This is a genomic window from Micromonospora sp. NPDC047187, assembly GCF_040643355.1.
GTDB classification, from domain to species: Bacteria; Actinomycetota; Actinomycetes; order Mycobacteriales; family Micromonosporaceae; genus Micromonospora; species Micromonospora salmantinae.
The window spans coordinates 63799-86270 of sequence record NZ_JBEYUF010000006.1; the positions used below are offsets into that span (position 1 = coordinate 63799).

Annotated in this window: 15 protein-coding genes; 5 read left to right on the forward strand and 10 right to left on the reverse strand. The window is 72.0% G+C overall.

All coding sequences use genetic code 11. The features are described from left to right. Nucleotides 1-45 precede the first annotated feature (45 nt). Nucleotides 46-1500: a GTPase HflX gene (gene hflX, locus ABZ794_RS12950; protein ID WP_210786371.1), complete on the reverse strand. Its 1455-nt coding sequence runs from the start codon at nucleotides 1498-1500 to the stop codon at nucleotides 46-48. Nucleotides 1501-1683: 183 nt separating this feature from the next. Between hflX and ABZ794_RS12955 the strand changes: the two genes are divergently transcribed. Further along, entirely contained in the window at nucleotides 1684-3150 is a 1467-nt protein-coding gene (locus tag ABZ794_RS12955; protein ID WP_210786372.1) for an NAD-dependent malic enzyme, read from the forward strand. Between the two features lie 136 nt (nucleotides 3151-3286). Here the strand turns inward: ABZ794_RS12955 and dapF are convergent, their stop codons facing one another. Genes dapF through ABZ794_RS12970 form a run of 3 tightly spaced genes read right to left on the reverse strand, consistent with a single transcriptional unit; the run spans nucleotide 3287 to nucleotide 5815 of the window. Beyond that, complete coding sequence (gene dapF, locus ABZ794_RS12960) at nucleotides 3287-4132, reverse strand: diaminopimelate epimerase (protein WP_210785984.1); 846 nt, start codon at nucleotides 4130-4132, stop codon at nucleotides 3287-3289. A 7-nt stretch (nucleotides 4133-4139) separates the two neighbouring features. Beyond that, on the reverse strand, nucleotides 4140-5051 hold the full coding sequence (gene miaA / locus ABZ794_RS12965; protein ID WP_210785985.1) for a tRNA (adenosine(37)-N6)-dimethylallyltransferase MiaA: 912 nt from the start codon (nucleotides 5049-5051) through the stop codon (nucleotides 4140-4142). Then, nucleotides 5048-5815 carry a hypothetical protein gene (locus ABZ794_RS12970; protein WP_210785986.1) on the reverse strand — a complete coding sequence of 256 codons (768 nt, stop codon included), beginning with the start codon at nucleotides 5813-5815 and terminating at the stop codon, nucleotides 5048-5050. Before ABZ794_RS12970 ends, miaA begins: the two co-directional genes overlap by 4 nt. A 150-nt stretch (nucleotides 5816-5965) precedes the next feature. Between ABZ794_RS12970 and ABZ794_RS12975 the strand changes: the two genes are divergently transcribed. The 3 genes from ABZ794_RS12975 (at nucleotide 5966) to ABZ794_RS12985 (ending at nucleotide 10731) form a co-directional block, all read left to right on the forward strand. Next, nucleotides 5966-7174, forward strand: coding sequence for a DUF349 domain-containing protein (locus ABZ794_RS12975; protein ID WP_210785987.1), 1209 nt, complete (start codon nucleotides 5966-5968; stop codon nucleotides 7172-7174). A gap of 365 nt (nucleotides 7175-7539) precedes the next feature. Beyond that, entirely contained in the window at nucleotides 7540-9123 is a 1584-nt protein-coding gene (locus tag ABZ794_RS12980; protein ID WP_210785988.1) for a cellulase family glycosylhydrolase, read from the forward strand. 258 nt (nucleotides 9124-9381) lie between these two features. Continuing rightward, a complete protein-coding gene (locus ABZ794_RS12985) occupies nucleotides 9382-10731 on the forward strand; it encodes a cellulose binding domain-containing protein (protein ID WP_210785989.1) in 1350 nt (449 codons plus the stop codon). 48 nt (nucleotides 10732-10779) lie between these two features. On the opposite strand, the gene miaB is transcribed toward ABZ794_RS12985, so the two are convergent. Continuing rightward, on the reverse strand, nucleotides 10780-12273 hold the full coding sequence (gene miaB / locus ABZ794_RS12990; protein ID WP_210785990.1) for a tRNA (N6-isopentenyl adenosine(37)-C2)-methylthiotransferase MiaB: 1494 nt from the start codon (nucleotides 12271-12273) through the stop codon (nucleotides 10780-10782). 221 nt (nucleotides 12274-12494) lie between these two features. On the opposite strand from miaB, the gene ABZ794_RS12995 reads away from it, so the two are divergent. Beyond that, complete coding sequence (locus tag ABZ794_RS12995; protein WP_238690869.1) at nucleotides 12495-13403, forward strand: alpha/beta hydrolase; 909 nt, start codon at nucleotides 12495-12497, stop codon at nucleotides 13401-13403. Nucleotides 13404-13488: 85 nt separating this feature from the next. On the opposite strand, the gene fxsT is transcribed toward ABZ794_RS12995, so the two are convergent. The 5 genes from fxsT to ABZ794_RS13020 are packed head-to-tail and all read right to left on the reverse strand — an operon-like array spanning nucleotide 13489 to nucleotide 22455. Continuing rightward, nucleotides 13489-17358, reverse strand: a complete 3870-nt coding sequence (fxsT, locus tag ABZ794_RS13000; RefSeq protein WP_210785992.1) for an FxSxx-COOH system tetratricopeptide repeat protein — start codon at nucleotides 17356-17358, stop codon at nucleotides 13489-13491. Beyond that, nucleotides 17355-18626 carry a TIR-like protein FxsC gene (locus ABZ794_RS13005; protein ID WP_210785993.1) on the reverse strand — a complete coding sequence of 424 codons (1272 nt, stop codon included), beginning with the start codon at nucleotides 18624-18626 and terminating at the stop codon, nucleotides 17355-17357. Before ABZ794_RS13005 ends, fxsT begins: the two co-directional genes overlap by 4 nt. Continuing rightward, entirely contained in the window at nucleotides 18623-19282 is a 660-nt protein-coding gene (locus tag ABZ794_RS13010) for a TIR-like protein FxsC (protein WP_210785994.1), read from the reverse strand. The genes ABZ794_RS13005 and ABZ794_RS13010 overlap by 4 nt, the downstream gene beginning before the upstream one ends. A 52-nt stretch (nucleotides 19283-19334) precedes the next feature. Beyond that, nucleotides 19335-20159 carry an AAC(3) family N-acetyltransferase gene (locus ABZ794_RS13015; RefSeq protein WP_238690865.1) on the reverse strand — a complete coding sequence of 275 codons (825 nt, stop codon included), beginning with the start codon at nucleotides 20157-20159 and terminating at the stop codon, nucleotides 19335-19337. Further along, nucleotides 20143-22455, reverse strand: coding sequence for an FxsB family cyclophane-forming radical SAM/SPASM peptide maturase (locus ABZ794_RS13020; protein ID WP_307850656.1), 2313 nt, complete (start codon nucleotides 22453-22455; stop codon nucleotides 20143-20145). The genes ABZ794_RS13015 and ABZ794_RS13020 overlap by 17 nt, the downstream gene beginning before the upstream one ends. Nucleotides 22456-22472: the final 17 nt, after the last annotated feature.

Sequence of the window (22472 nt, forward strand, 5' to 3'; positions counted from 1 at the left end):
CAGTGTCGCATGCCGCGCGTTTCCGGTGGATGACGCCGTGGCCGCTCAGGACCGGCTGCCGGCCGCCTGCCCCTGCCGCTCCACGTCGAAGGCCATCAGCTCCGCGGCAAGCTCCGCACCCACTCGGACGTGCAGCAGAGTGCCCTCCGGCAGGTGCGACGTGCTGAGCACCTCACCGGTGCGGTGCGCCCGAGCCACCAGGTCGCCCCGGTCGTACGGCAGCACGGCCCGAACCTCCACGGCCGGACTCGGCAGCCGCTCCTCGATCGCCGCGCGCAGCTCGTCCATGCCCCGCCCGGAGTGCGCGGACACGAAGATCGCGTCCGGCCAGAGCCGCTTGAGCCGCAGCAGAGTGTCCTCGTCGGCCGCGTCGGTCTTGTTGACCACCAACAGCTCGGGGAGCCGGTCCGCGCTGACCTCGGCAAGCACCGCGTGGACCGCCCGGACCTGCTCCTCCGGATCCGGGTGGGTGCCGTCCACGACGTGCACCACCAGATCCGCCTCCGCGACCTCCTCCAGCGTCGAGCGGAACGCCTCGACGATCTGGTGCGGAAGGTGTCGGACGAAGCCCACCGTGTCGGAGAGGGTGTAGAGCCGCCCGTCCGAGGTGGTGGCCTTGCGGGTCGTCGGGTCCAGCGTGGCGAACAGCGCGTTCTCCACCAGCACGCCCGCGCCGGTCAGACGGTTGAGCAGGCTGGACTTGCCGGCGTTGGTGTAGCCGGCGATGGCCACAGCGGGAACGGCGTTGCGGGAACGCCGGGCGCGCTTGGTCACGCGTACCGTCTTCATGCTCTTGATCTCGCGACGCAGCCGGGAGATGCGGTGACGGATGCGCCGCCGGTCGGTCTCCAGCTTGGTCTCACCGGGACCACGAACACCCACACCGCCGCCGGCGCCGCCGCCCCGGCCGGAACCACCGGTCTGCCGGGAGAGCGTCTCACCCCAACCGCGCAGTCGCGGCAGCAGGTATTGGAGCTGGGCCAGCTCGACCTGCGCCTTACCTTCCTTGCTCTTGGCGTGCTGGGCGAAGATGTCGAGGATCAGCGCGGTGCGGTCGACGACCTTGACCTTGGTGCGCTGCTCCAGGTTGCGCAACTGCGACGGGGACAGCTCACCGTCACAGATGACAGTGTCGGCGCCGGTGGAAAGCACCACCGCGCCAAGATCGTCGACCTTGCCGCGGCCGATGTACGTGGCCGGGTCGGGTCGGGTACGACGTTGGATGAGCCCTTCGAGCACCTGCGAACCGGCGGTCTCGGCCAGCGCGGCAAGCTCGGTCAGCGAGTTTTCCGCGTCGGTGACAGTGCCTTCGGTCCAGACGCCCACCAGGACGACCCGCTCCAGCCGCAGCTGGCGGTATTCCACCTCGGTGACGTCGGTGAGCTCGGTTGACAGGCCCGGGACGCGTCGGAGGGACTGCCGCTCCGACAGCTCCATCTCGCCGGTGGTGACGTCGTCGAGCTCGTCCTCGACGGGGACAAAGCTCTCCTGGTCTCGCAAGCGGTTCTCCTGTCCGTTTTGATAAGTAGAACGTAATCCTGACATGACACAACGCCGAACGCACCTGCTATATGCCCATGGCGAAGGTCGCCAAAAGTGGGGGCGAATGCTGGTCGGCCGCGACAACCCGGTAGAAATGCGGGCGGCGGCCGAACGGCCGCACAGCCGTTACGGAGGGATCCCGTGGCCATCACCCGAATGCCCAGCGCCGGATTTTCGATCACCATCCGGATCGCCGTGACCGCGGACGCCTCCTCGATCGGCCGACTCACCACCTCCGTCGGCGAGGCCGGGGCGATCGTCACGGCGCTGGACGTGGTGGACTCGGACCCGACCCATGTGATCGTCGACCTGACCTGCGACACCGCCGACTCCGGTCACGCCGACCAGGTGGTCGACGCGCTGACCGCGCTGGACGGCGTGGACGTGCGCAAGGTGTCGGACCGGACGTTCCTGCTGCACCTGGGCGGCAAGATCGAGGTGACCTCGAAGGTCGCGCTGCGCAACCGCGACGAGCTGTCCCGCGCGTACACCCCGGGGGTGGCCCGGGTCTGCATGGCGATCGCCGAGAACCCGGCCGACGCCCGGCGACTGACCATCAAGCGCAACACCGTCGCTGTGGTCAGCGACGGCTCGGCGGTGCTCGGCCTGGGCAACCTCGGCCCGGCCGCCTCGCTGCCGGTGATGGAGGGCAAGGCCGCGCTGTTCAAGCGCTTCGGCGGGGTGGACGCCTGGCCGGTGGTGCTGGACACCCAGGACACCGACGAGATCGTGCAGATCGTCAAGGCGATCGCGCCGGCCTACGGCGGCATCAACCTGGAGGACATCGCCGCGCCGCGCTGCTTCGAGATCGAGGCCCGGCTGCGCGAGGCGCTGGACATCCCGGTCTTCCACGACGATCAGCACGGCACCGCGATCTGCGTGCTGGCCGCGCTGACGAACGCGTTGCGGGTGGTGGGCAAGCGGCTCGAGGACGTCCGGGTGGTCGTCTCGGGCGCCGGCGCGGCCGGCACCGCGATCATGAAGCTGCTGCTGCGCCAGGGCGTCGGCGACATCATCGCGTGCGACCGGGAGGGCGCCCTGCACCGCGGGCTGACCGGGCTCAACTCGGCGTGGCAGTGGCTGGCGGAGAACACCAACAAGGAGAACTACTCCGGCGACCTGCCCGGCGCGATCCGCGGCGCCGACGTGTTCATCGGGGTCAGCGCGCCGAACCTGCTCACCGGCGACGACATCGCGCAGATGGCGAAGGACTCGATCGTCTTCGCCCTCGCGAACCCGGACCCGGAGGTCGACCCGCGGGAGGCGCGCAAGCACGCCGCAGTGGTCGCCACCGGCCGCTCCGACCAGCCGAACCAGATCAACAACGTGCTCGCGTTCCCTGGGGTGTTCCGCGGCATGCTGGACGCGCACGCCGAGGAGTTCACCGAGGAGATGGCCATCGCCGCCGCCCGGGCCATCGCGGACGTGGTCGGCGAAGAAAAGATCAACCCGACGGTGATCGTGCCGAGCGTCTTCGATTCCCGGGTCGCCCCGGCGGTCGCCGCCGCCGTGCGCGCCGCCGCGCACAACCCGAGCCCGCTCCCGGCCGCCGACCCCGGCCCCGCCGACCTCCCCGAGATCGCGGCAAGCGCCAGCGCCACCCCGTAAAAGCGCCAACGACCCACCCCCACCAACCGCGCCGTTGATCAAGAGGTTTGCGTCAGGAAGTACGCGAAACTTGACGCAAACCTCTTGATCAACACGGGTGGGGGTGGGGCGTGGGGGTGGGGCGTGGGGGGGGCCGTTAGGGGCGGAGCACTGTTGGGTTCAGTTCGCCGGTGGCCACCAGGAGGGCGGGGCCGGAGAGCCAGCAGGAGCCGGACGTGACGGTCACCGTTAGGCGGCCGCCGGGCACGTCCACGGCGACCACGCCGGTGTCCCGGCCGGCGTCGCGCAGCGCCACGGCACCCACCGCGCAGGCACCGGTGCCGCAGGACAGGGTCTCGGCGCTGCCGCGCTCGTACACCCGCATCAGGCTGTGCTCGTCGGTGCCGTCGACCGGGTCACCCGCCACGATGAACTCGACGTTCACCCCGCTCGGGAAGACCGCCGGGTCGAACCCGGGCGCGACGGTCAGGTCCAGCGCCGACAGCTCCACGCCGGCCGGCAGCACGCAGACCAGGTGCGGGTTGCCGACGTCCACCACCGCACCGGTCAGGGTCAGCCCGCCGAGGGTGGCGGCTGAACTGTCGTACACCTGGGGTCGGCGCATCTCGACGGACACGACGTCGCCCTCGACCAGCGCGCGCACGACGCCGGCCCGGGTGGCCACCGGCAGCGCCGCGCCGGCCGGCGTGGCCAACCCGGTGTCGAGCAGGTAGCGCACGAAGACCCGGGCGCCGTTGCCGCACATCTCGGCGAACGAGCCGTCGGCGTTCCAGTAGTCCATGAACCACTCGGCCTCGCCGGCCAGACCCGCGCCGTCCGGATGCTTGGCCGCGCGGACCACCCGCAGCACGCCGTCCGCGCCGATGCCCCGCCGCCGGTCACAGAGCGCCGCGACCAGCTCCGGGGTCAGGTCGAGCTGACCGTCCGGGTCGGGAAGGAGGACGAAGTCGTTGCCGGTGCCGTGGCCCTTGGTGAACTCCACAGCCCCATCATCGCGCAGCCGCCGGCACCAGACGCAGGGCGGCCCCGATCAGGTCCGGGGTCGTCGAGTCCAGCCAGTGGATCCGCGGGTCGCGCCGGAACCACGACCGCTGCCGGCGGACGAAGCGCCGGGTCGCCCGGACCGTCTCGTCGTGCGCCTGCGCCTCGGTCAGCTCACCGGCGAGCAGGCGCAGCACCTGCTGGTAGCCCAGCGCCCGACTCGCCGTCCGCCCCTCGGCCAGCCCGCGCCCGACCAGCTCACGGGTCTCCGGCACCAGGCCGTCGGCCCACATCCGGTCGACCCGCAGCGCGATCCGCTCGTCCAGCACGCCGGTGTCCAGGTCGACGCCGAGCTGCACCGACGGGTAGTACGGCGTCGGCTGCGGCAGCGAGGCGGCGAACGGCGCGCCGGTGAGCTCGATCACCTCCAGGGCCCGCACGATCCGCCGGCCGTTGCCCGGCAGGATGCCCTCGGCGGCGACCGGGTCGGCGGCGCGCAGCCGCGCGTACAGCGGGGCCGGACCGACCTCTGCCAACTCCCGTTCCAGCCGCTCCCGCAGCGCCGCGTCCGTGCCGGGGAACTCGAAACGCTCCAGCACCGCCCGCACGTACAGCCCGGAACCACCGACCAACAGCGGCACCCGCCCCCGGGACAGGATGTCGTCCACCGCCGCGCGGGCCAGTCGCTGGTACTCCGCGACGCTCGCCGGCTCGGTGACCTCCCAGATGTCCAGCAGGTGATGCGGCACCCCGTCCCGCTCGGCGAGGGTCAGCTTGGCGGTGCCGATGTCCATGCCCCGGTAGAGCTGCATCGAGTCGGCGTTGACCACCTCGCCGTCCAGGGCGTGCGCCAACGCGATGCTCAGCGCGGACTTGCCAGCCGCGGTCGGGCCGACCACCGCGACGACAGTGCCCGTCACACCCGCTCCCAGGACGCCACGAAGTAGGCCACCCCGTAGGGGGCGGAGTCGTGCAGCAACTCGCCGCGCCACCCACCACCGGCCGCGCGGGCCGCGCCGGCGAGCACCTGCCAGGGCGCGCGACCGGCGGCCTTCAGCTCCGTCGACACCACCGGGTCGAGGTCGAGCAGGGCGTCCAGGTCCGCGTCGGCCAGCGCCGCGGCAACCCCGTGGTCGTACGGGAGGGCGCGCGCGTCGTCGTACCCGGGTGCTTTCTCTCCCCGGCAGGCCGACCCGTCCCCGAGCACCAGCGACGCCACCCGTTCACCGGTGGCGCCGACCTCGTCGGCGAGCGCTGCCAGCTCGGCCGGGCCGGCGTCGGCGGCCACCTGCACGGCCGTCACCGGCGGGCGGGTGCCGTGACGGGCCAGCAACCACGCGCCGATGGTCAGGCTCAACGGCAGCACCGCACCCCGGTCCGGAAGGCCGGGCACCAACGGCACGTCCAGGTCGACACCCCAGGGTTGGAGAGAGCCGGTCGCCGGGGTGCGGATCGGGCCGGTCACCGGGCCGGTGCCCACCAGCACCACAATGTCCGGATCGGCGGCCAACAGCCGGCGTACGGCGGTGTCACAGGCCGCCCGCAGATCGTCCAGCTCCGGGGCCGCCGAGCCGGCCACCTCGGGCACGAGCAGGGGCGGATGCGGGCAGACGGCGGCGGCGACCAGTGGCACCCGTCCACCGTAGCGGGAATCCCCGGTGCGTCTCCGCGCCGATCCGGTCATTAGGCCCCTAGGACACCGTATGGTCACGGTCGGCGATAGGCGCTCGACGCGGACCGGGTCGGACCTGTGACAATGCCGGAAGCAACTTGGCTGCGCCGTGGCGGCGACGGGGGATCGATCCCTCGACGCCGGGAGAACGAGGATGGGCACATGAGCGACTGGACTGCCTTCGGACGGGTGGACGCGGACGGCACCGTGTACGTCAAGACCACCGAGGGAGAGCGGGTGGTCGGATCCTGGCAGGCGGGAGCACCGGAGGAGGGCCTGGCACACTTCGCCCGTCGCTTCGCCGACCTGGTGACCGAGGTGGACCTGACCGAGGCGCGACTCAAGTCGGGTGCGGCGGACGCCGGGCACTCGTTGAGCACGATCCGGCGGATCCGTGCCACGCTGCCCGAGGCCAACGTGGTCGGCGACATCGACGCGCTGGCCACCCGCCTGGACAAGCTGGCGACCCTCGCCGAGGAGAAGGCCGGCGAAGCGCGCGCCGCCCGGGACGCCGCTCGCGGCGAGGCCCTGGCCCGCAAGACCGCGCTGGTCGAGGAGGCCGAGAAGCTGGCCGCCGAATCCACCGGGTGGAAGACCGCCGGGGACCGGCTCAAGGAGATCCTCGACGAGTGGAAGACCATCCGCGGGGTCGACAAGAAGGCCGACGGTGAGCTGTGGAAGCGGTTCGCCGCCGCCCGGGACGGCTTCACCCGCCGCCGCGGCGCCCACTTCGCCTCCCTGGACTCGCAGCGCAAGCAGGCACAGACCGCCAAGGAGGAGTTGGTCGCCGAAGCGGAGAAGCTCTCGGACTCCACCGACTGGGCCGCCACCGCGAACCAGCTCAAGGACCTGATGACCCAGTGGAAGGCCGCTCCGCGCGCCTCCAAGGAGGCCGAGCAGAAGCTCTGGGAACGGTTCCGGGGTGCGCAGGACGCCTTCTTCAGCCGGCGCAGCGAGGTCTTCTCCGCACGGGACAACGAGCAGCGCGGCAACCTGGAGCGCAAGCAGGCCCTGCTCGCCGAGGCCGAGGCGTTGGACATCGACGCCGACCCGAAGGGCGCCCAGGCCAGGCTGCGGGAGATCCAGGCCCAGTGGCACGAGGCCGGCCGGGTGCCCCGCGAGGCGGCCGCCGGGCTGGAGCGCCGACTGCGCGTCATCGACGACAAGGTCCGTGACGTGATGGACTCGGCGTGGCGCCGCACCACCAAGGAGGACAACCCGCTGCTCGCCCAGATGCGGGCGCAGGTGGCGGAGGCCGAGGACCGGCTGGCCCGGGCGCAGAGCGCCGGGGACGCACGCCGGATCAAGGAGGCGGAGCAGGCCCTCGCCTCCAAGCGGCAGTTCCTCCAACTCGCCGAGCAGGCCGGCTGAGCTGACGACGTCCGGAGCCCCCGGTCCCCAGCGGGACCGGGGGCTCCCGCCTGTCCGGCCTCAGGCGTCCGCGCCCTCGTCTGCGCGCCCCCACGGCGGGGCGAGGCGGGGCGGGCGGGCAGGTTGACGCATTGACCTGGGCTGATCAGAATGAGCGACGGAGCCAGGCAGGGCCACCGGTGCGAGGGCGACGAAGGCGGAGCATCCGCCGTCGAGGGTCGCCGGTGAGCTTCCGCGAGTGACCACGTCCGGGTGACATGGGCCGTCGCGTGCTGTCCGCGTACCCCTTCGGGACCGTGGCGTGCGGACGGCCGCCCACCGGCGTCGTTCCTGGACGGCGTCGGACCTCCGAAGTGGAGCTCGCATTGTTCCGTCCCAAGGCTCTCGGCGGCGCGCTCACCGCGCTCGTCACCGTCGCGGCCGGCGTGTTCCTCGCCGCCGCCGTCAGCACCAGCCCGGCCGTCGCCGCCGGCACCGGTACGGGTTATCTACATACCAGTGGCAACCAGATCGTGGACAGCACCGGTGCGACAGTCCGGTTGACCGGCATCAACTGGTTCGGCATGGAGACCGACAACAAGACCTTCCACGGGCTGTGGTCGAACAACCCGTGGCGGGGACAACTCGACACGATGGCCCGGCTGGGTTACAACACGTTGCGGGTGCCGTACTCGAACGACGCGCTGAAACCGGGTGCGACCGCCAGTGGGATCAACGACTTCGTCAACCCGGACCTGATCGGGTTGTCGCCGTTGCAGATTCTGGACAAGGTGATCGACTACGCCGGCAGCAAGGGCATGCGGATCATCCTGGACCGGCACCGGCCGACGGCGGCCGGGCAGTCGCCGCTCTGGTACACGTCGACGGTTTCCGAGGCGACCTGGATCAACGACTGGAAGATGCTCGCCCAGCGGTACGCGGGCAACCCGACGGTGATCGGTGCCGACCTGCACAACGAGCCGCACGCGGAGGGCACCAACCCGGCGGCCACCGGCGCGTGCTGGGGCTGTGGCGACACCACCCGGGACTGGCGGCTCGCCGCCGAGCGGGCCGGGAACGCCATCCTCGGCGTCCAGCCCAACTGGTTGATCTTCGTGGAGGGGGTGAGCTGCCCGAGCGGTGGCCTCTCCAACGTCTGGGACGGCGACACCAGCAACGACGAGGACTGCGGCTGGTGGGGTGGCAACCTGTCGAAGGCGGGTCAGTTCCCGGTCCGGCTGAGCGTGGCGAACCGGTTGGTCTACTCGCCGCACGAGTACGCCACCTCGGTGTACCGGCAGACCTGGTTCGACGCCCCGGACTACCCGGCGAACATGCCGGCCATCTGGGACAAGTACTTCGGTTACCTCTACAAGCAGAACATCGCCCCGATCATGATGGGCGAGTTCGGCAGCACCCTGGTCGACCCGAAGGACAAGGTGTGGCTGGAGAAGCTGATGGCCTACACCGGGACCGGGGTGACCGGGATGTCCTTCACCTACTGGTCGTGGAACCCGAACTCGGGTGACACCGGCGGTATCGCGCTTGACGATTGGACGAACGTCAACACCGCCAAGCAGGCGATCCTCCAGCCGTACCTGATCGCGCCGTCCGGTGGCGGCACCAGCGGACCGCCGACGGACCCGCCGACGGACCCGCCGGCCGGCGCCTGCACGGCCACCTACCGGCAGGTCAACGCCTGGCAGGGCGGCTTCCAGGGCGAGTTGACAGTGAAGAACACCGGCTCGGGCGCGGTGAACCCGTGGTCGGTCACCTGGAGTTGGCCGTCCGGGGTGACGGTGGGCAGTGGCTGGAACGCCACCGTCACGCAGTCCGGTACGACTGTCACCGCCGCGGCTCCGAGCCACGCTCCGTCCCTGCCGGCGGGCGGATCGGTCACGGTGGGCTTCACCGCCAACGGCACGGCCAGCGCGCCGGGCACTGTGAAACTCAGCGGCACCGGCTGCTGATCCACCGGGACGGCCGGTGCGCCGCTGCCGGGACGGCCGGTGCGCAGCGCATCGGCCGTCCCGGCCATTTACATTCAGATTCTTCTATGCTTTCATCGGGAAAGCGCTTGCCTCTCCATGGGTGAGCGCGAGCGCGGGAGCCGCTTTCCTTCACGAACCTGCACTGGCGGGCCCGAGGACCACTGGTCCCGGCCGAGATCGCCGCCCACGGGCATGGGCGTCGCGACACCTCCGTCCGCCTCACCGAAAGGAAGCAGCATGCGCACAGGACGGCGTCGAATGACGCTGATCGCCACCACTGCCGCAGCCACCGCCACCCTGGTCACCGCCGGGCTGCTGACCTCCGTGTCCGCCCAGGCGGCCGCCGGCTGCCAGGTGGCCTACTCGGTCGCCAGCCAGTGGCCGGGCGGATTCACCGGCAACGTCACAGTCACCAACCTCGGCGACCCGGTCTCCGGGTGGACGCTGCGCTGGTCGTACGGGGCCGGTCAGCAGGTCAGCCAGGCGTGGGGCGCCACCGCCTCGCAGAGCGGCAGCCAGGTCTCCGCGACAAACGTCGACTACAACGGCAACCTGGCGACGAACGCCAGCGCCACGTTCGGCTTCAACGCGAGTTGGAACAGCTCCAGCAACCCGGCCCCGAGCAGCTTCAGCCTGAACAACGTCGCCTGCACCGGCGGCACCACACCGACCACCCCGCCGCCTACCGACCCGCCACCGTCGAGCACTCCCCCGCCCAGCACCCAGCCGCCGTCGACACTTGTCGGCTGGGCCACCCAGAACGGCGGCACCACCGGTGGCGGTAGCGCCGCCACCACCACCGTCACCACCGCCTCGGCGTTGACCAGCGCGCTGAACGCGACAGGCGCCGCGGTGATCCGGGTGTCCGGGACGATCACCTGCTCGGGCATGCTGCGGGTCCGGTCCAACAAGACCATCCTCGGCAACTACGGCGCGACCATCGCCGGCTGCGGGCTCAACGTCAGCGGTGACCGCAACGTGATCATCCGCAACCTGACCTTCCGCGGTTGGAACGACGACGCGATCAACGTGCAGGAGTCGGCCACCAACATCTGGATCGACCACAACAGCTTCAGCAACGGGTACGACGGGGCCGTCGACATCAAGCGCGGCTCGGACTTCGTCACCGTCTCGTGGAACCGGGTCTTCAGCCACGACAAGACCATGCTGCTCGGTCACAGCGACGACAACGCCAGCCAGGACGTCGGTCACCTGCGGGTGAGCTACCACCACAACTGGTTCGACGGCAGCAACCAGCGCAACCCCCGGGTGCGCTTCGGCAACCCGGTGCACGTGTACAACAACTACTACCGGGCCAACGGCGGCTACGGCGTGGCGTCCACCGAGAACGCCGGCGTGCTCGTCGAGGGCAACTACTTCGAGAACGTCGACGACCCGTACCACCGCGGTGAGGGGGACTCGGGGCCCGGCAGCCTGGTCGCCCGCAACAACCACTTCGTCAACTCGCCCACCGGCCAGGCCGGCGGCAGCGTGGCCAGCATCCCGTACTCCTACCAGCTGGACACCGCGAGCAACGTCAAGTCCATCGTGACGGCGGGCGCCGGCGCCGGCCGGATCACCGTCTGACTCGGCCTTTCGCGGAAGGGCCCCTCGTCCAGGGGCCCTTCCGTGCGGTCACTGGGTGGCGCAGCCAGCGACGGGAGCGGGCGCGACCGGCGGTGCGCCGATCGTCGGCAGACCGAGCAACACCCCGGGGGTACGCGGGGAGCGCCCCGCCTCGGCCGCGTCACCGGCCCGGGTGCGACGGTGCGCCACCGGCGGTCCGTCGGCGTTCAGGTGGTGCGGCGCGGCGTACGTGATCGTGGTGTGCACGATGTCCCCCGGCCGGATCCGGCCGGCCAGCGACTCCCCGTCGGCGGTCTCGGTCGCGAAGTGCACGAGTCGACCGTCGCGGGCCCGACCGGACATCCGGCCGGTCCGCTCGTCCTTGCGGCCCTCACCGACAGCGACCAGCACCTCGACGGTCTCACCGACGAGGCGCTTGTTCTCCGCCCAGGTGATCTCCTCGACGCATGTGATCAACCGCTCGTAGCGCTCCTGCACGACCTGCTTGGGCAGCTGATCGTCCATTGTCGCGGCGGGGGTGCCGGGCCGCTTCGAGTACTGGAAGGTGAAGGCCGAGGAGAACCGGGCCTCCCGGACCACGTCCAGGGTGCGCTGGAAGTCGGCCTCGGTCTCACCAGGGAAGCCGACGATGATGTCGGTGGTGATCGCCGCGTCCGGCATCGCCGCCCGGACCTTCTCGATGATCCCCAGGTAGCGCTCGGAACGGTAGGACCGGCGCATCGCCCGCAGCACATCGTCGGAGCCGGACTGCAACGGCATGTGCAGCGAGTGGCAGACGTTCGGCGTCTCGGCCATCGCGGCGATCACGTCGTCGGTGAAGTCCTTCGGGTGCGGGCTGGTGAAGCGCACGCGCTCCAACCCGTCGATGTCGCCGCAGGCCCGCAGCAGCTTGCCGAACGCGTACCGGTCGCCGAACTCCACACCGTACGAGTTGACGTTCTGCCCGAGCAGGGTCACCTCCAGCACGCCCTCGTCGACCAGGGCGCGCACCTCGGAGAGGATGTCGCCGGGGCGCCGGTCCTTCTCCTTGCCGCGCAGCGCCGGCACGATGCAGAACGTGCAGGTGTTGTTGCACCCCACCGAGATCGACACCCAGCCGGCGTACGTGGACTCGCGGCGGGTGGGCAGCGTGGACGGGAAGACGTCGAGGGACTCCAGGATCTCCACCTCGGCGGCGGCGTTGTGCCGGGCCCGCTCCAACAGCACCGGCAGCGCGCCGATGTTGTGGGTGCCGAAGACCACGTCCACCCAGGGGGCCTTGCGGACGATGTCGCCCCGATCCTTCTGGGCGAGGCAGCCGCCGACAGCGATCTGCATCCCAGGGTGCTTGTCCTTCACCGGGCGCAGTCGACCGAGGTTGCCGTAGAGCCGGTTGTCGGCGTTCTCTCGCACCGCGCAGGTGTTGAAGACGACGATGTCCGGGGTGTCGTCGGTCGGCACCGCGCGCACGTAGCCGGCCTGTTCGAGCAGGCCGGAGATCCGCTCAGAATCGTGCACGTTCATCTGGCAGCCGTACGTCACGACGTTGTAGGTCCTAGCCACCCTCTTGGTGCCCCTTCCCCTCGGGCTACCAGGGTAGCGGCCCGTTCGGGTGGCCCACCCCACCGGCATTGACCCGCTGGCCCATGGCGGGCATCCACGACGGGCAGTACGCTGCACAACAAGGATGTGTTCTGGGCGATTTCGGGGGCTTTGCACTCGGCGCCGACCATGCGCCGGCTCCGTTCACGGGGGAGCACATGACGACCCGCGGGAGGCCAACCGTGACGCGACAAGATGCGACACAGCGCACCGTCACGACCCCGGACGGGCGGCACCTCGCGGTGGAGACCTCGGGAGCGCCGGACGGGCCGGCGGTCTTCCTGCTGCACGGCACCCCGGGCAGCCGTAGTGGCCCTCGCCCCCGGGGCATCGTCGTCTACCGCCTCGGCGTGCACCTCGTCTGCTACGACCGACCCGGGTACGGCGACTCCGACCGGCACGAGGGTCGACGGGTGGCCGACGCCGCCGCCGACGTGGCGGCGATCGCCGACGACCTCGGCATCGACAGGTTCGCGGTGGTGGGCCGATCCGGTGGCGGGCCACACGCCCTGGCCTGCGCCGCGCTGCTGCCGGACCGGGTCACCCGGGCCGCCGTGCTGGTGGGGCTCGCCCCGGCCGGCGCGCCCGACCTGGACTGGTACGCGGGCATGGCGGAATCGAACGTGGAGGACTACGGGCAGGCCGACGAGGACCTCGCCGAGCTCACGCTCAACCTGAAGGTTCGCGCGGACGAGGCCCGCCGGGACCCGATGACGCTGCTGGACTTCCTCCGCCCTCAACTGCCCGACGAGGACATCCGGGTCGTCGACGACATCGCGATCCGCCGACTGCTGACCGACATGTACTCCGAGGCGCTGCGACACGGCCCCGAGGGTTGGATCGACGACGTGCTGGCGATCCGGCGCGGCTGGGGGTTCGACCTGGGCGCCATCCGCGCGGAGGTCCGGCTCTGGCACGGCGAACAGGACCGCTTCTCCCCGGTGGAGCACTCACACTGGCTCGCCTCGCGGATTCCGCGCGCCGAGGTGCAGGTGCAGCCCGGCGCCGCGCACTTCGGGGCGGTGGAGATCCTGCCGCAGACCCTGACCTGGCTGGCCACGCCGGACCTCGCGACCAGCCCGCAGCTCTGAGCGCCCGGCCCGCAGCTCTTGATCGCCCGGCCCGGCCGGACCGGCGGGTCGGCCTGGACAGCCAGCCGCCCGCCGAACGCCCCGCTCAGATGGTGTGTGGGTCGATCACCCGGACCACGAACCGCCGTTCGCGCAGGGTCTGGACCGTGGGATGTTCCAGACCGATCACCTCGGCCAGCCGGTCCGCCACGACGCCGACGTCCTCGGTGGCGGGGCCGTCGCCGGCCCGCCTCGCCACCAGGGCGAGATCGCCGAGGCAGCGCAGCGTGTCGGGGTGGTCCGCACCGATCACCGCGGCCAGTCGGCCGGCGGTCTCCCGCAGCCGGTCCCGCGCCGACTCCCAGTCACCCTCCTCGGCGAGGCACACCGCCTGGTTGACCTCCGCCGCGAGGGTGTGCGGGTGATCCGGCCCGAGCACCTTGCGCAACTCGCCGACCGCCCGGGACGCCGACGCGAGGGCGTCCGACCTGCGCCCGAGCGCGCGCTCCGCCGCCGAGATGTTGCTCACCGTCGCCAGGGCGTGCGGGTGCTCCGGGCCGAGCCGGAGCAACTCCTCGAACGCCACCCGCACGGCGTTCATCTCGGTCAGCGCCCGCGCCGCGTCGCCGACGGCCAACAGGTTCGCCGCGCGACTCGACCGGCACGCCACCGTGTCCGGGTTGTCCGAACCGAAACGGTCGTCGAGTTCGCGGTAGGCCGTCTCGAACATCGGCGCGGCCTCGCTGCCCCGGCCGGAGCTGCGCAGGGAAACCGCCAGGTTGACCTGAGCGGCGAGACTCTGGCCGTCATCCGGACCGAGCACCTCGCAGTACGTGTCGTACACGGTGCGCAGCAGGGTGGCCGACCTTTCGTACTCGCCAGCTTCCCGCAGGTCACTGCCGAGCCGCACGGCCGAGACGAGGGTGTAGGGATGCGTAGGGCCGAGCACCAGCCGCCGCCGCTGGTGCACCTCGTCGTCCCAGCGACGGGCCGACCGGTAGTCGCCGACCAGCCGGTACGAGACGGCGAGGTTGTTGGCCGCGCTCAACGTCCGAGGGTGGTCCTCGCCGAACACCTGGAGCCAGGAGGCGTAGGTGGACCGGTCCCGTTCCAGGGCCTCGGCGTAGCGGCCGAGCGCCCGCAGGTCACCGCCGAGGCTGCCGGCGGTCATCAGACTGTGCGGGTGCAACGGGCCCAGCAGCCGGCGTTGCTCGGCCAGCACCGCCTCGTCCAGGTCCCGTGCCTCGTTGAACCGGCCCAGACTGCGCAGGATGTTCGCCCGGTTGAACCGCAGGTGCAGCAGTTGGCGGCCCAACGCCGACGCCTCGACCTCGTCGTGCGTGTCCCCGAGCCGGGCGCTCCAGGTGTCGTCCACCTCCTGGCTGAACGTGTCGGCTTGGTCCAGACCGCCGCGCTGCCACAGATAACGGACCCGGTCGATGAGCAGCTGACACACCGGCTCGTCCGGGCAGGTCAGCGCCTCGGAGACCTCCAGGTGCGGCCAGAGCATGCGCAGCCGGGCCCAGGTGGTCGGGTCGTCCACGTCGCCACGGGGCCGGGACGCGGCCAGCACCAGGTGCACCTGGTGTCGGGCGGCGGTGATCTCGTCGTCGGTCATCCGGTCGCGGACCACCGCCTGCAACAGCCGGTGCACCTGGACCCGACCGCCCTGGACATCGAGTTTGAGCAGTGCCAGGCGGTTGATCTGCTGGACCAGGGCGCCGCGCACCAGCCGTTCGGAAACCGACGGGTCGAACGGCACGAGGGCCGCCGCCATCTCGTCGCTGTAGATGAGTTCGAGGGCGATCTCCGGGGCCAGCACCGAACAGAGCTGCAACAGCCGGTAGGCGGCGGGCGCCTGCTCCAGCAGCCGGTTCAGTGACAGGTCCCAGGTCGCCTCCACGGAGAGGGCGCTGGGGCCGTGCCGCTCGATCTGCCGCAGGTAGTCGGCGACCGACGTGCCGGTGTCGGCGAGCCAGGCGCCCGCCGCGGCCACCGCGATCGGAAGGTCGCCGAGCGCCTCGGCCACCCGGTCGGCCTCCTCGGCGCTGATCGTGGGCACCCGCTGGGCGAGGTGCGCCACGCTCTCGGTGCGGTCGAAGACGTCCACCTGGATCGGGTTCGCCCGGTCACCCCAGGCGCGGTTGCGGGAGGTCAGCAGGACGTGCCCGGGGCCCTGCGGCAGGAAGGGCTCGATCTGGTCGAGTTCTTCGGCGTTGTCCAAGACGACGAGCCACCGCTCGTACGGCTCACCACGGCCGAGCACCTGAAGCACCGACCGGACCGTGTCGGGCAGGGTCGGCCCGACGAGGATGCCGAGGCGACCGGCGAGGTCGGCGAGGGCCGTGTCGACGAACTGCGGCGGGTCCGCCACGATCCACCAGACCACGTCGTACCCGGCCTTGAACCGGTGCACGTACTCCAGAGCCACCTGCGTCTTACCGACGCCGCCCATGCCCTGCAGGGCGACAGGCAGCACCACCGCGCTGCCCCCGCTCTGCAACTGCGCGCGCAGCCGCGCCAGGTCGTCCTCCCGGCCGGTGAACCGGGCGTTCCGGTTGGGAGCGTTGAAGATCAACGGCTCGGTGCCCGGGTAACGGGCACTCCCACCCGCCGGGCCGTCCGCCGACGACGGCACCGGCCGGCCGACCAGCCGCAACACCCGCTCCACGGCGGTCGCGGCGCTCACGTTGACCAGGTTGGTGGAGCTCTGGGACGGGAACTCGGCCAGTGGGCGCAGGTCGGCGACGTACACGGCCAGGGCCGTGGAGCCGGTGCTCGTGTCCCGGTCGGGCAGACCACCGGACGGGGTCGCCACGTAGGCCGGCGAGACCACTGTCAGCGTGCGCGGGGCCGGCGTACCGGCGGACCCGACGGCGGCAGTGGGCTCCACCACCCGCAGCCCGGCCGAGCTGAGCACCCGCTCCAGCCACTCGGCCCAGATGGCGTCCTCCGGCGCATACCGGAGCACGATCTGGTCGTCGATAGCCTCGGTGCGTCGGCGGAACCGGGCCTTGCCCCGCTCCCGCACCGACTCGTCCATCACCGGCAACGCGGTCACCGCGCCGTCGGTGAGGATCCCGGTCAACGTCTCGAACGCGGCCAGCAGCGACGTCGGTGAGCCCGGCGGGTCGCCGAACGTCGCGAGGGTCTCCTCGTACGCGTAGAACGGCCGGTACGGGACCTCCACCGCGGCCCAGTAACGCCGCCGTTCCGCCTCGGTCATGCCGGCCGGCAAACCGGCGAACCGGCGCATGGCCAGCAGGCGCCCCGCCTCGGCCCGCTCCTTCTCGGCCTGGTCGACCCGCATCGGCACCGGCAGGACCCGGATGTCGCGCCGCCGGTACCGGTCCCGTACCGAGTGCGCCACCCGGGCAGCGCCGTCGATGCCCTGGTCGCTGAGGGTGAAACAGTCGACCAGGGTGTCCGGTAGGTGCAGGGTGCAGATGTCGGCTACGTCGCTCAACCCCGTCCGGCTGTCGATCAGGGTGAAGTCGTACTGGCGCTTCATGTCCGCCCGCAGCGCCTCGAAGAACTGCGCGCCGCCCAGCCGGTTGTAGAAGTTGTCCCAGTCCAGCCCGCTCACCGAGACGGCGTAGTCGCTGTTCTGCCGGCCGGCGGAGAGGAAGTCGAGGCCGCCTCCGTCGGGGAAGTTCCAGCGCAGCGAGAACGCGTGCCGCCCGACCCGGGCGTACTGCTCCATCCAGCGGTCCGGCCGGTCGTTGACCCGGGTGGTCTCCCACTCGTAGTCGCGAATCATGTCGATCACACCGCTGGTGCCCTGGATCGCCTCGGCGTCGAGGAACGGGTGGAAGAAGCGGTGCAGACCGGGCGACTCGAGATCCCAGTCGGCGACGAGCACCCGCCGGCCGCTGGCCGCCAGGATCCAGGCCACGTTGGCCAGCGCCATCGTTCGGCCCGTTCCACCCTTGAACGAGTAGAAGGTGACGACCTGGCCTTCGCGATCGTTGTTCATCGGTTTTCTCCGTGGGGACGCGGTGGGGCCGGATCATCAGGCGGGGACGCGGGGTCGGTGGACACTGTCGAGCCGGCGGCGGGCAGGCCGTCACGCAGGCTCGGCACCGGCTCCGGCGGTGGTTCGAAGGGGACGACCGGGCCGTACTTGAGGAACTGGCGGCGCGCCTCGGTGACCAGCGCGGGCATCAGGTCGACGAACTCCGGCATGTTGCACGCCCGCTTCACCTGGGGCAGGCCGGCGGCGTGCAACAGCTGCGTCACCTCGGTGGCCCAGCGGGTGGCGTCCTGGCTGTCGTCGTCGTCGGTGACCACCAGCGGAACGACCCACTCCCGCAGGCCGTGCAGCATCCGGGCGAGGACGCCGGCCGCGTCCGGCGCCGCCGCGATCCACGGGTCGACCAACAGCACTGCCGGCCGCCGATCGAGCAGCGCGGACGCCTGCGCGAAGTCCTCGGTACGGGCCGACAGCCCGAGCCGCTCGGCGGTGCTGACCGCGTACTCGGCGGCGGGTAGTTGCTGGCTGCGCCCGTACGGCCGCCAGAGCCGGCCGCTGGCCGCGTAGCCGGCGGGGTCGCGATCGCTCGGCAGCCGGTCCCGGGTCGGGGCCAGGACGGCGACGACGAAGTCCGGGTCGGTCGGCGCCGGACGAACCACCTCGTCCAGGCCGGGCGCCCGGGACGGGCCCATCGGACGGCGCTCGGCGGTGTGCACGATCCGGCTCGCCAGGCGGCTCAGCATCAGCTCGTACTGGGCCCGGTAGGAGGCCAGCATGCAGAACGCGCGCAGGCCGTCCGCTGCGTACTCCGGGACGTCCCGGCCCAGGTCCAGGGCACCGTCCAGCTCCGGGTGGGCCTCCCACGGGGGGAACGGGATCCACAGCACCGGGGTGAGATGGCCGGCGGTGATCCGGGTCGACCCGGCGGCGGCCAGCCGGGCCCGGAAGGACTCCTGCTCCCCCAGCGCCCAGGGGCGACTGAAGTAGCCGGGCGAGTAGAGCGGGACGAAGACCTCAGCGTCACCGAGCGCCTCGGCGAGGGCGGCCTTCCAGTCGGCGCCCAACGGGATGTGCTGGTCGAAGAAGCCGATCCGCATTCCGGCGACCGGTCGCGCCTGACGCCGCACCTCGTCGGTCAGGTCGGCGAAGAACTGGCCGACCCAGACGTCGGCGTCGGCCCGGGCGCCCGGCGGCGGCGCCGAGTGTGCGTAGCTCAGGAAGAAGTACGTCCCGCGCGCCCCCGGTCGGCGTCGGGCCGTCGGGGGGCTCACTCCGACTCCTCGGCGAACCGGTTGCACAGCTCGTCCACGCTCGCCGGCACCCAGGGTTCGACCAGGTACGACCGGTGGATGGCCACGATGCGTTGCGCGAGCCGCCAGACCACCGCCCGGTACGCGTTCTCCCACTGCATGGTCAGCAAGCCGTAGACCCCGTCCCGCTGGTAGTGCACCGCGATGTCGGGATCCGGCATCGCGGTCGGGGTGAAGCGCTGGATGTCGCGGAGCACCCGAGGCAGTGCCGTGCCGTTCGTCGGCGACCAGGTGACCGGCACGATCGCTGTCTCGTGGATCGAGGCGGAGCGGTGTCGCGGGGTGATCCGTCGGCGGGAGAACGCGTCCCACTCCCGGCCGCACCAGTCGCTGCCGAGCAGCGCGCTGGAGACCAGCGGAACGAAGACCTGGCAGGTGCCGGCGGCCTGGAGAAGCTCCGGGCTCCAGCGTTCACCGCCGGCGATGGAGCTGTCCAGGAAGCCGGCGTCCACTCCGGTCACCGGGCCGACCAGCTCGCTGACGTGGACGGAGAGGTCCTCGAAGAAACGGGACACGTACTCGGCGGGTTTGCCGGTGGCCCGGCCGACCGGCGCCCGCGAATAGCTGATGAAGAAGAGTGGGGCGCGTGCTTGGGAGGGTGCGTCCACTGTGCTCACCGCTGACCCTCCGCCCTCCCCGCGCGGCCGGATCATCAGCGTAGTCCCCGCGTCAACGTCGCGCCGCCAACCGGTTCGTGGTGAACCAACCAGTCGCGAAGTCGACAGCGGCCCGGGCCGGCAGCAGGCGGGCATCGGCCCGCCCCACCCGACCGTGCCGTACCAACGGCGTGTCGTCGAGCGCGGCGCCCACCATCGGGAAGTCCCGGTCGTCCAGGTCGAGGGCCCGGAAGTCGAGACGGACCCGCCGACCGTCGACGAGCCGGAAGCAGTGGTAGTCGCGCTCGGGCGGCGGCACCGGCAGTCGGTACTCGGCCAGGTGCAGGGCGCTGCACACCTCGTAGCCGATGCCGAGCAGCAGGATCTGCCCGTCCGCCGCGTAGAGGCCGCCGACCGGTGAGCGCTCCCCCAGGTGACAGGTGAGGTCATGGCCGTCGGTGAGCTGCCGGGCCCGCGGGCCGAGCGCGGCGAACGAGGTCTGCGGATGGTCACTGCGCACGGCGCCGGGGGTGCACCGGACGTACTCGGCGAGCGCCCCCATCCGATGGGAGGGGGTGGTCCGGCGGTCCCAGCCCGGCAGCGCCGCCTCGTACCGTTCGCGCTGCGCCCGGTCCATGCCGGCGGTGGCCGCCAGGTGGACCCGGGAGGTGGTCGAGTTGCCGTCGGTCTGGGTGGGCACCAGCAGCGTGCCGGCCGGGCCGAGGACGTCGCGCAGCGCGCCCGCGAGGGTCGCCGGGCCGTGTTCCAGCGGGCCCACCCGACGCAGGCCGCAGTGCACCAGCAGGCACACCCCCGGGCGTACGCCCAGCGCCCGCAGCTCGTCGGCGAGGCGGGGACGACCCAGTCTGGGCGGTGGGTGCTCATCTGGACCCGACACGGGTCTCCTCCAGGGCGTGGCGCAGCTGGCCGGCGAACCGCTCACCCGTCGCGGTGAGCGACCGGCTGGCCAGCAGCGCGTCGACGCCGTCCCGGGTCCACGCCAGGAAGTGGGCCGCGTGCGCCGACGCGTCCGGATGGTCGGTGGCCGCCGCCCGGGACTGCCAGACCTGGGTGACGGCGAGATGGGCGTACACCCCCTGGAGGACGCCCTCCGGTGGCCGCGGGTCGGGGCGCCACGGCACCCGGATCCGAAGGCCCTGCCCGGGTTCGACCAGGTCGTACAGGTCGAGCACCGCACCCAGCTTCGCGTGCTGCCACTCGTGCACGAGCAGCACCGCCATCGTCTCCGGATCGGCATGGGGGGTGACCGCTACCGCGCCGAACGCGTGCCGGGCGGTCGCGCTCCGCAGGGGTCGCGCCGGGTCGGGCGCCAACGGAACGACGGCACGCAGGCCGCCGTCGAGCGCCGCCGCGTGCGCCGGCACGTCCCGGTGCACCACCCGCCAGGCCGCCGCCAGGGTACGGCCCAACGCCCGCGCCGCCGGACCGTCCAGGCGGGACTCCACCGGTTGGCCGTAGCAGTCGCGGTACGGGTCACCGTCCTCAAGCAGCAACCGGCCACCGGGCACCGACACGTCACGGGTCGGAAACCAGCCGGTCGACGGCGGCGCCAGCGGATCGAGGAGCACCGTCTGCGCGACCGGCCCGCCCCGGACCTGAAACTCGCCGGGCCGGACGGTCACCTCGGCGCTCTCCCCCAGGCCGGGCAGCACCAGGCTGCCGAGCGTGGGCAACGTGATCCTGTCGGCCCGCACCGGGACGTGCAGCGCGGCCGGGACGCCGGCCCGCAGCGCCGCGGCGACGGCGATGGCCGGCAGTGGGTCGGCTGCCGCGCCGAGGCCGGGCGGGGCCGACGAGTCGAGGCGGTGCACCAGCCCGGGCCGGACGAACGGGTGCGCCAGGATCGCCCGCACCGCCTCCGGCGCCACCTGGTCGAGGTGGACGAGCAACTCCCAGGCGGCCGTGGTGCCCGACCCGTCCCGGCAGGCCGCCAGCAGCGCCCGGGTGATGGAGAGCTGGGTGTCGGCGAGCAGCGCGAGCGTCGAGGCCGAGCCGTGCCCGGTCGCCAGGTCGTCCAGCAACCCGTCGACGGGCGAGGTGGTCGACCCTTCGCCCGACGCGGGTGGGGTGGGCGGCGGGTAGGCGTCCACGGTGTCGATCAGGCGGAGCAGGTCGGCGCAGTACACCGAGGGGTTGTCGAAGCCGGAGCCGGTGCGCCAGCGGTGGGCGTACAGGCCGCCGCCACACCGGTCGACCACCGGGCAGGCCCGGCAGGTCACGCAGAGCCCTTCCACGCCGTCCTGCCGGACGGCGACCCCGGGGTGCCGCGCGACCTCGTCCACCGAGTGGTCGAACACGTCGAACCCGGTGCCGGCCGCGCCGTGGTACGCGGTCTTCAACGAGTCGACCTGCTCCCAACTGCCGTCCGCCTCGATGACCAGCACGTCGGCCGGCGCGAGGCCGAACGCCTCGGTGCCGCCGCCACCCGGGCGCAGCGCCTCGAACATCCGGATCGACATCGGGCGCCCGTCGTCCACCCACCGCCGGTGCAGCCGCCCCAGCCAGTCCGCGTACGGGGTGGGCTCGGGGCCGGGGCGCTGCGGCGGGTGGTCCCAGGTGGCGTGGGGCAGCAACAGGTCGACCCGGGGCGGGCTCTCGGCCAGCAGCGCCTCGTACACCCGGTCGGGATCGTTGCGGACGTCGATCGTGCAGAGGATGCCGGCGTAGCTGGCGCGGTGCTCCGGCCGTCGGAGCAGGGCCAACGCCCGGCGGACGAGGTCGTGGCTGCTGCCGCCGTGGGCGAAGACCCGGTGGCGGTCGTTGGCGGCCCGGTCGCCGTCGAAGGAGACGCCGACCCGCACGTCGTACTCGACGAACAGCCGACACAGCTCGTCGTCGAGCAGCACGCCGTTGGTCTGCATGCGCAGGTCGAGCCGCGCCCAGGGGGTGATCGCCGTGCGCAGCTCGGCCAACACCTCCCGTAACCCGGCGGCCCCCAGCAGCAGCGGCTCACCTCCGTGCAGCACCACGTGCACGACCGGCAACTCGTGTTCGCGGGCGTGCTCGGCGATACGCCGTGCGGCGGCCTGGACGGTGGCGGGCGGCATCCGCGTCGGACGGCCACGCCAGGTCTGGTCGGCGTGCTGGTAGATGTAGCAGTGGTCGCAGCTGAGGTCGCACCGGCTGTGCACCTTCAGCACGAACTGGCTGATCCGCCGGCAGGATCCGCCCACTCCGGGCGGACCGCACC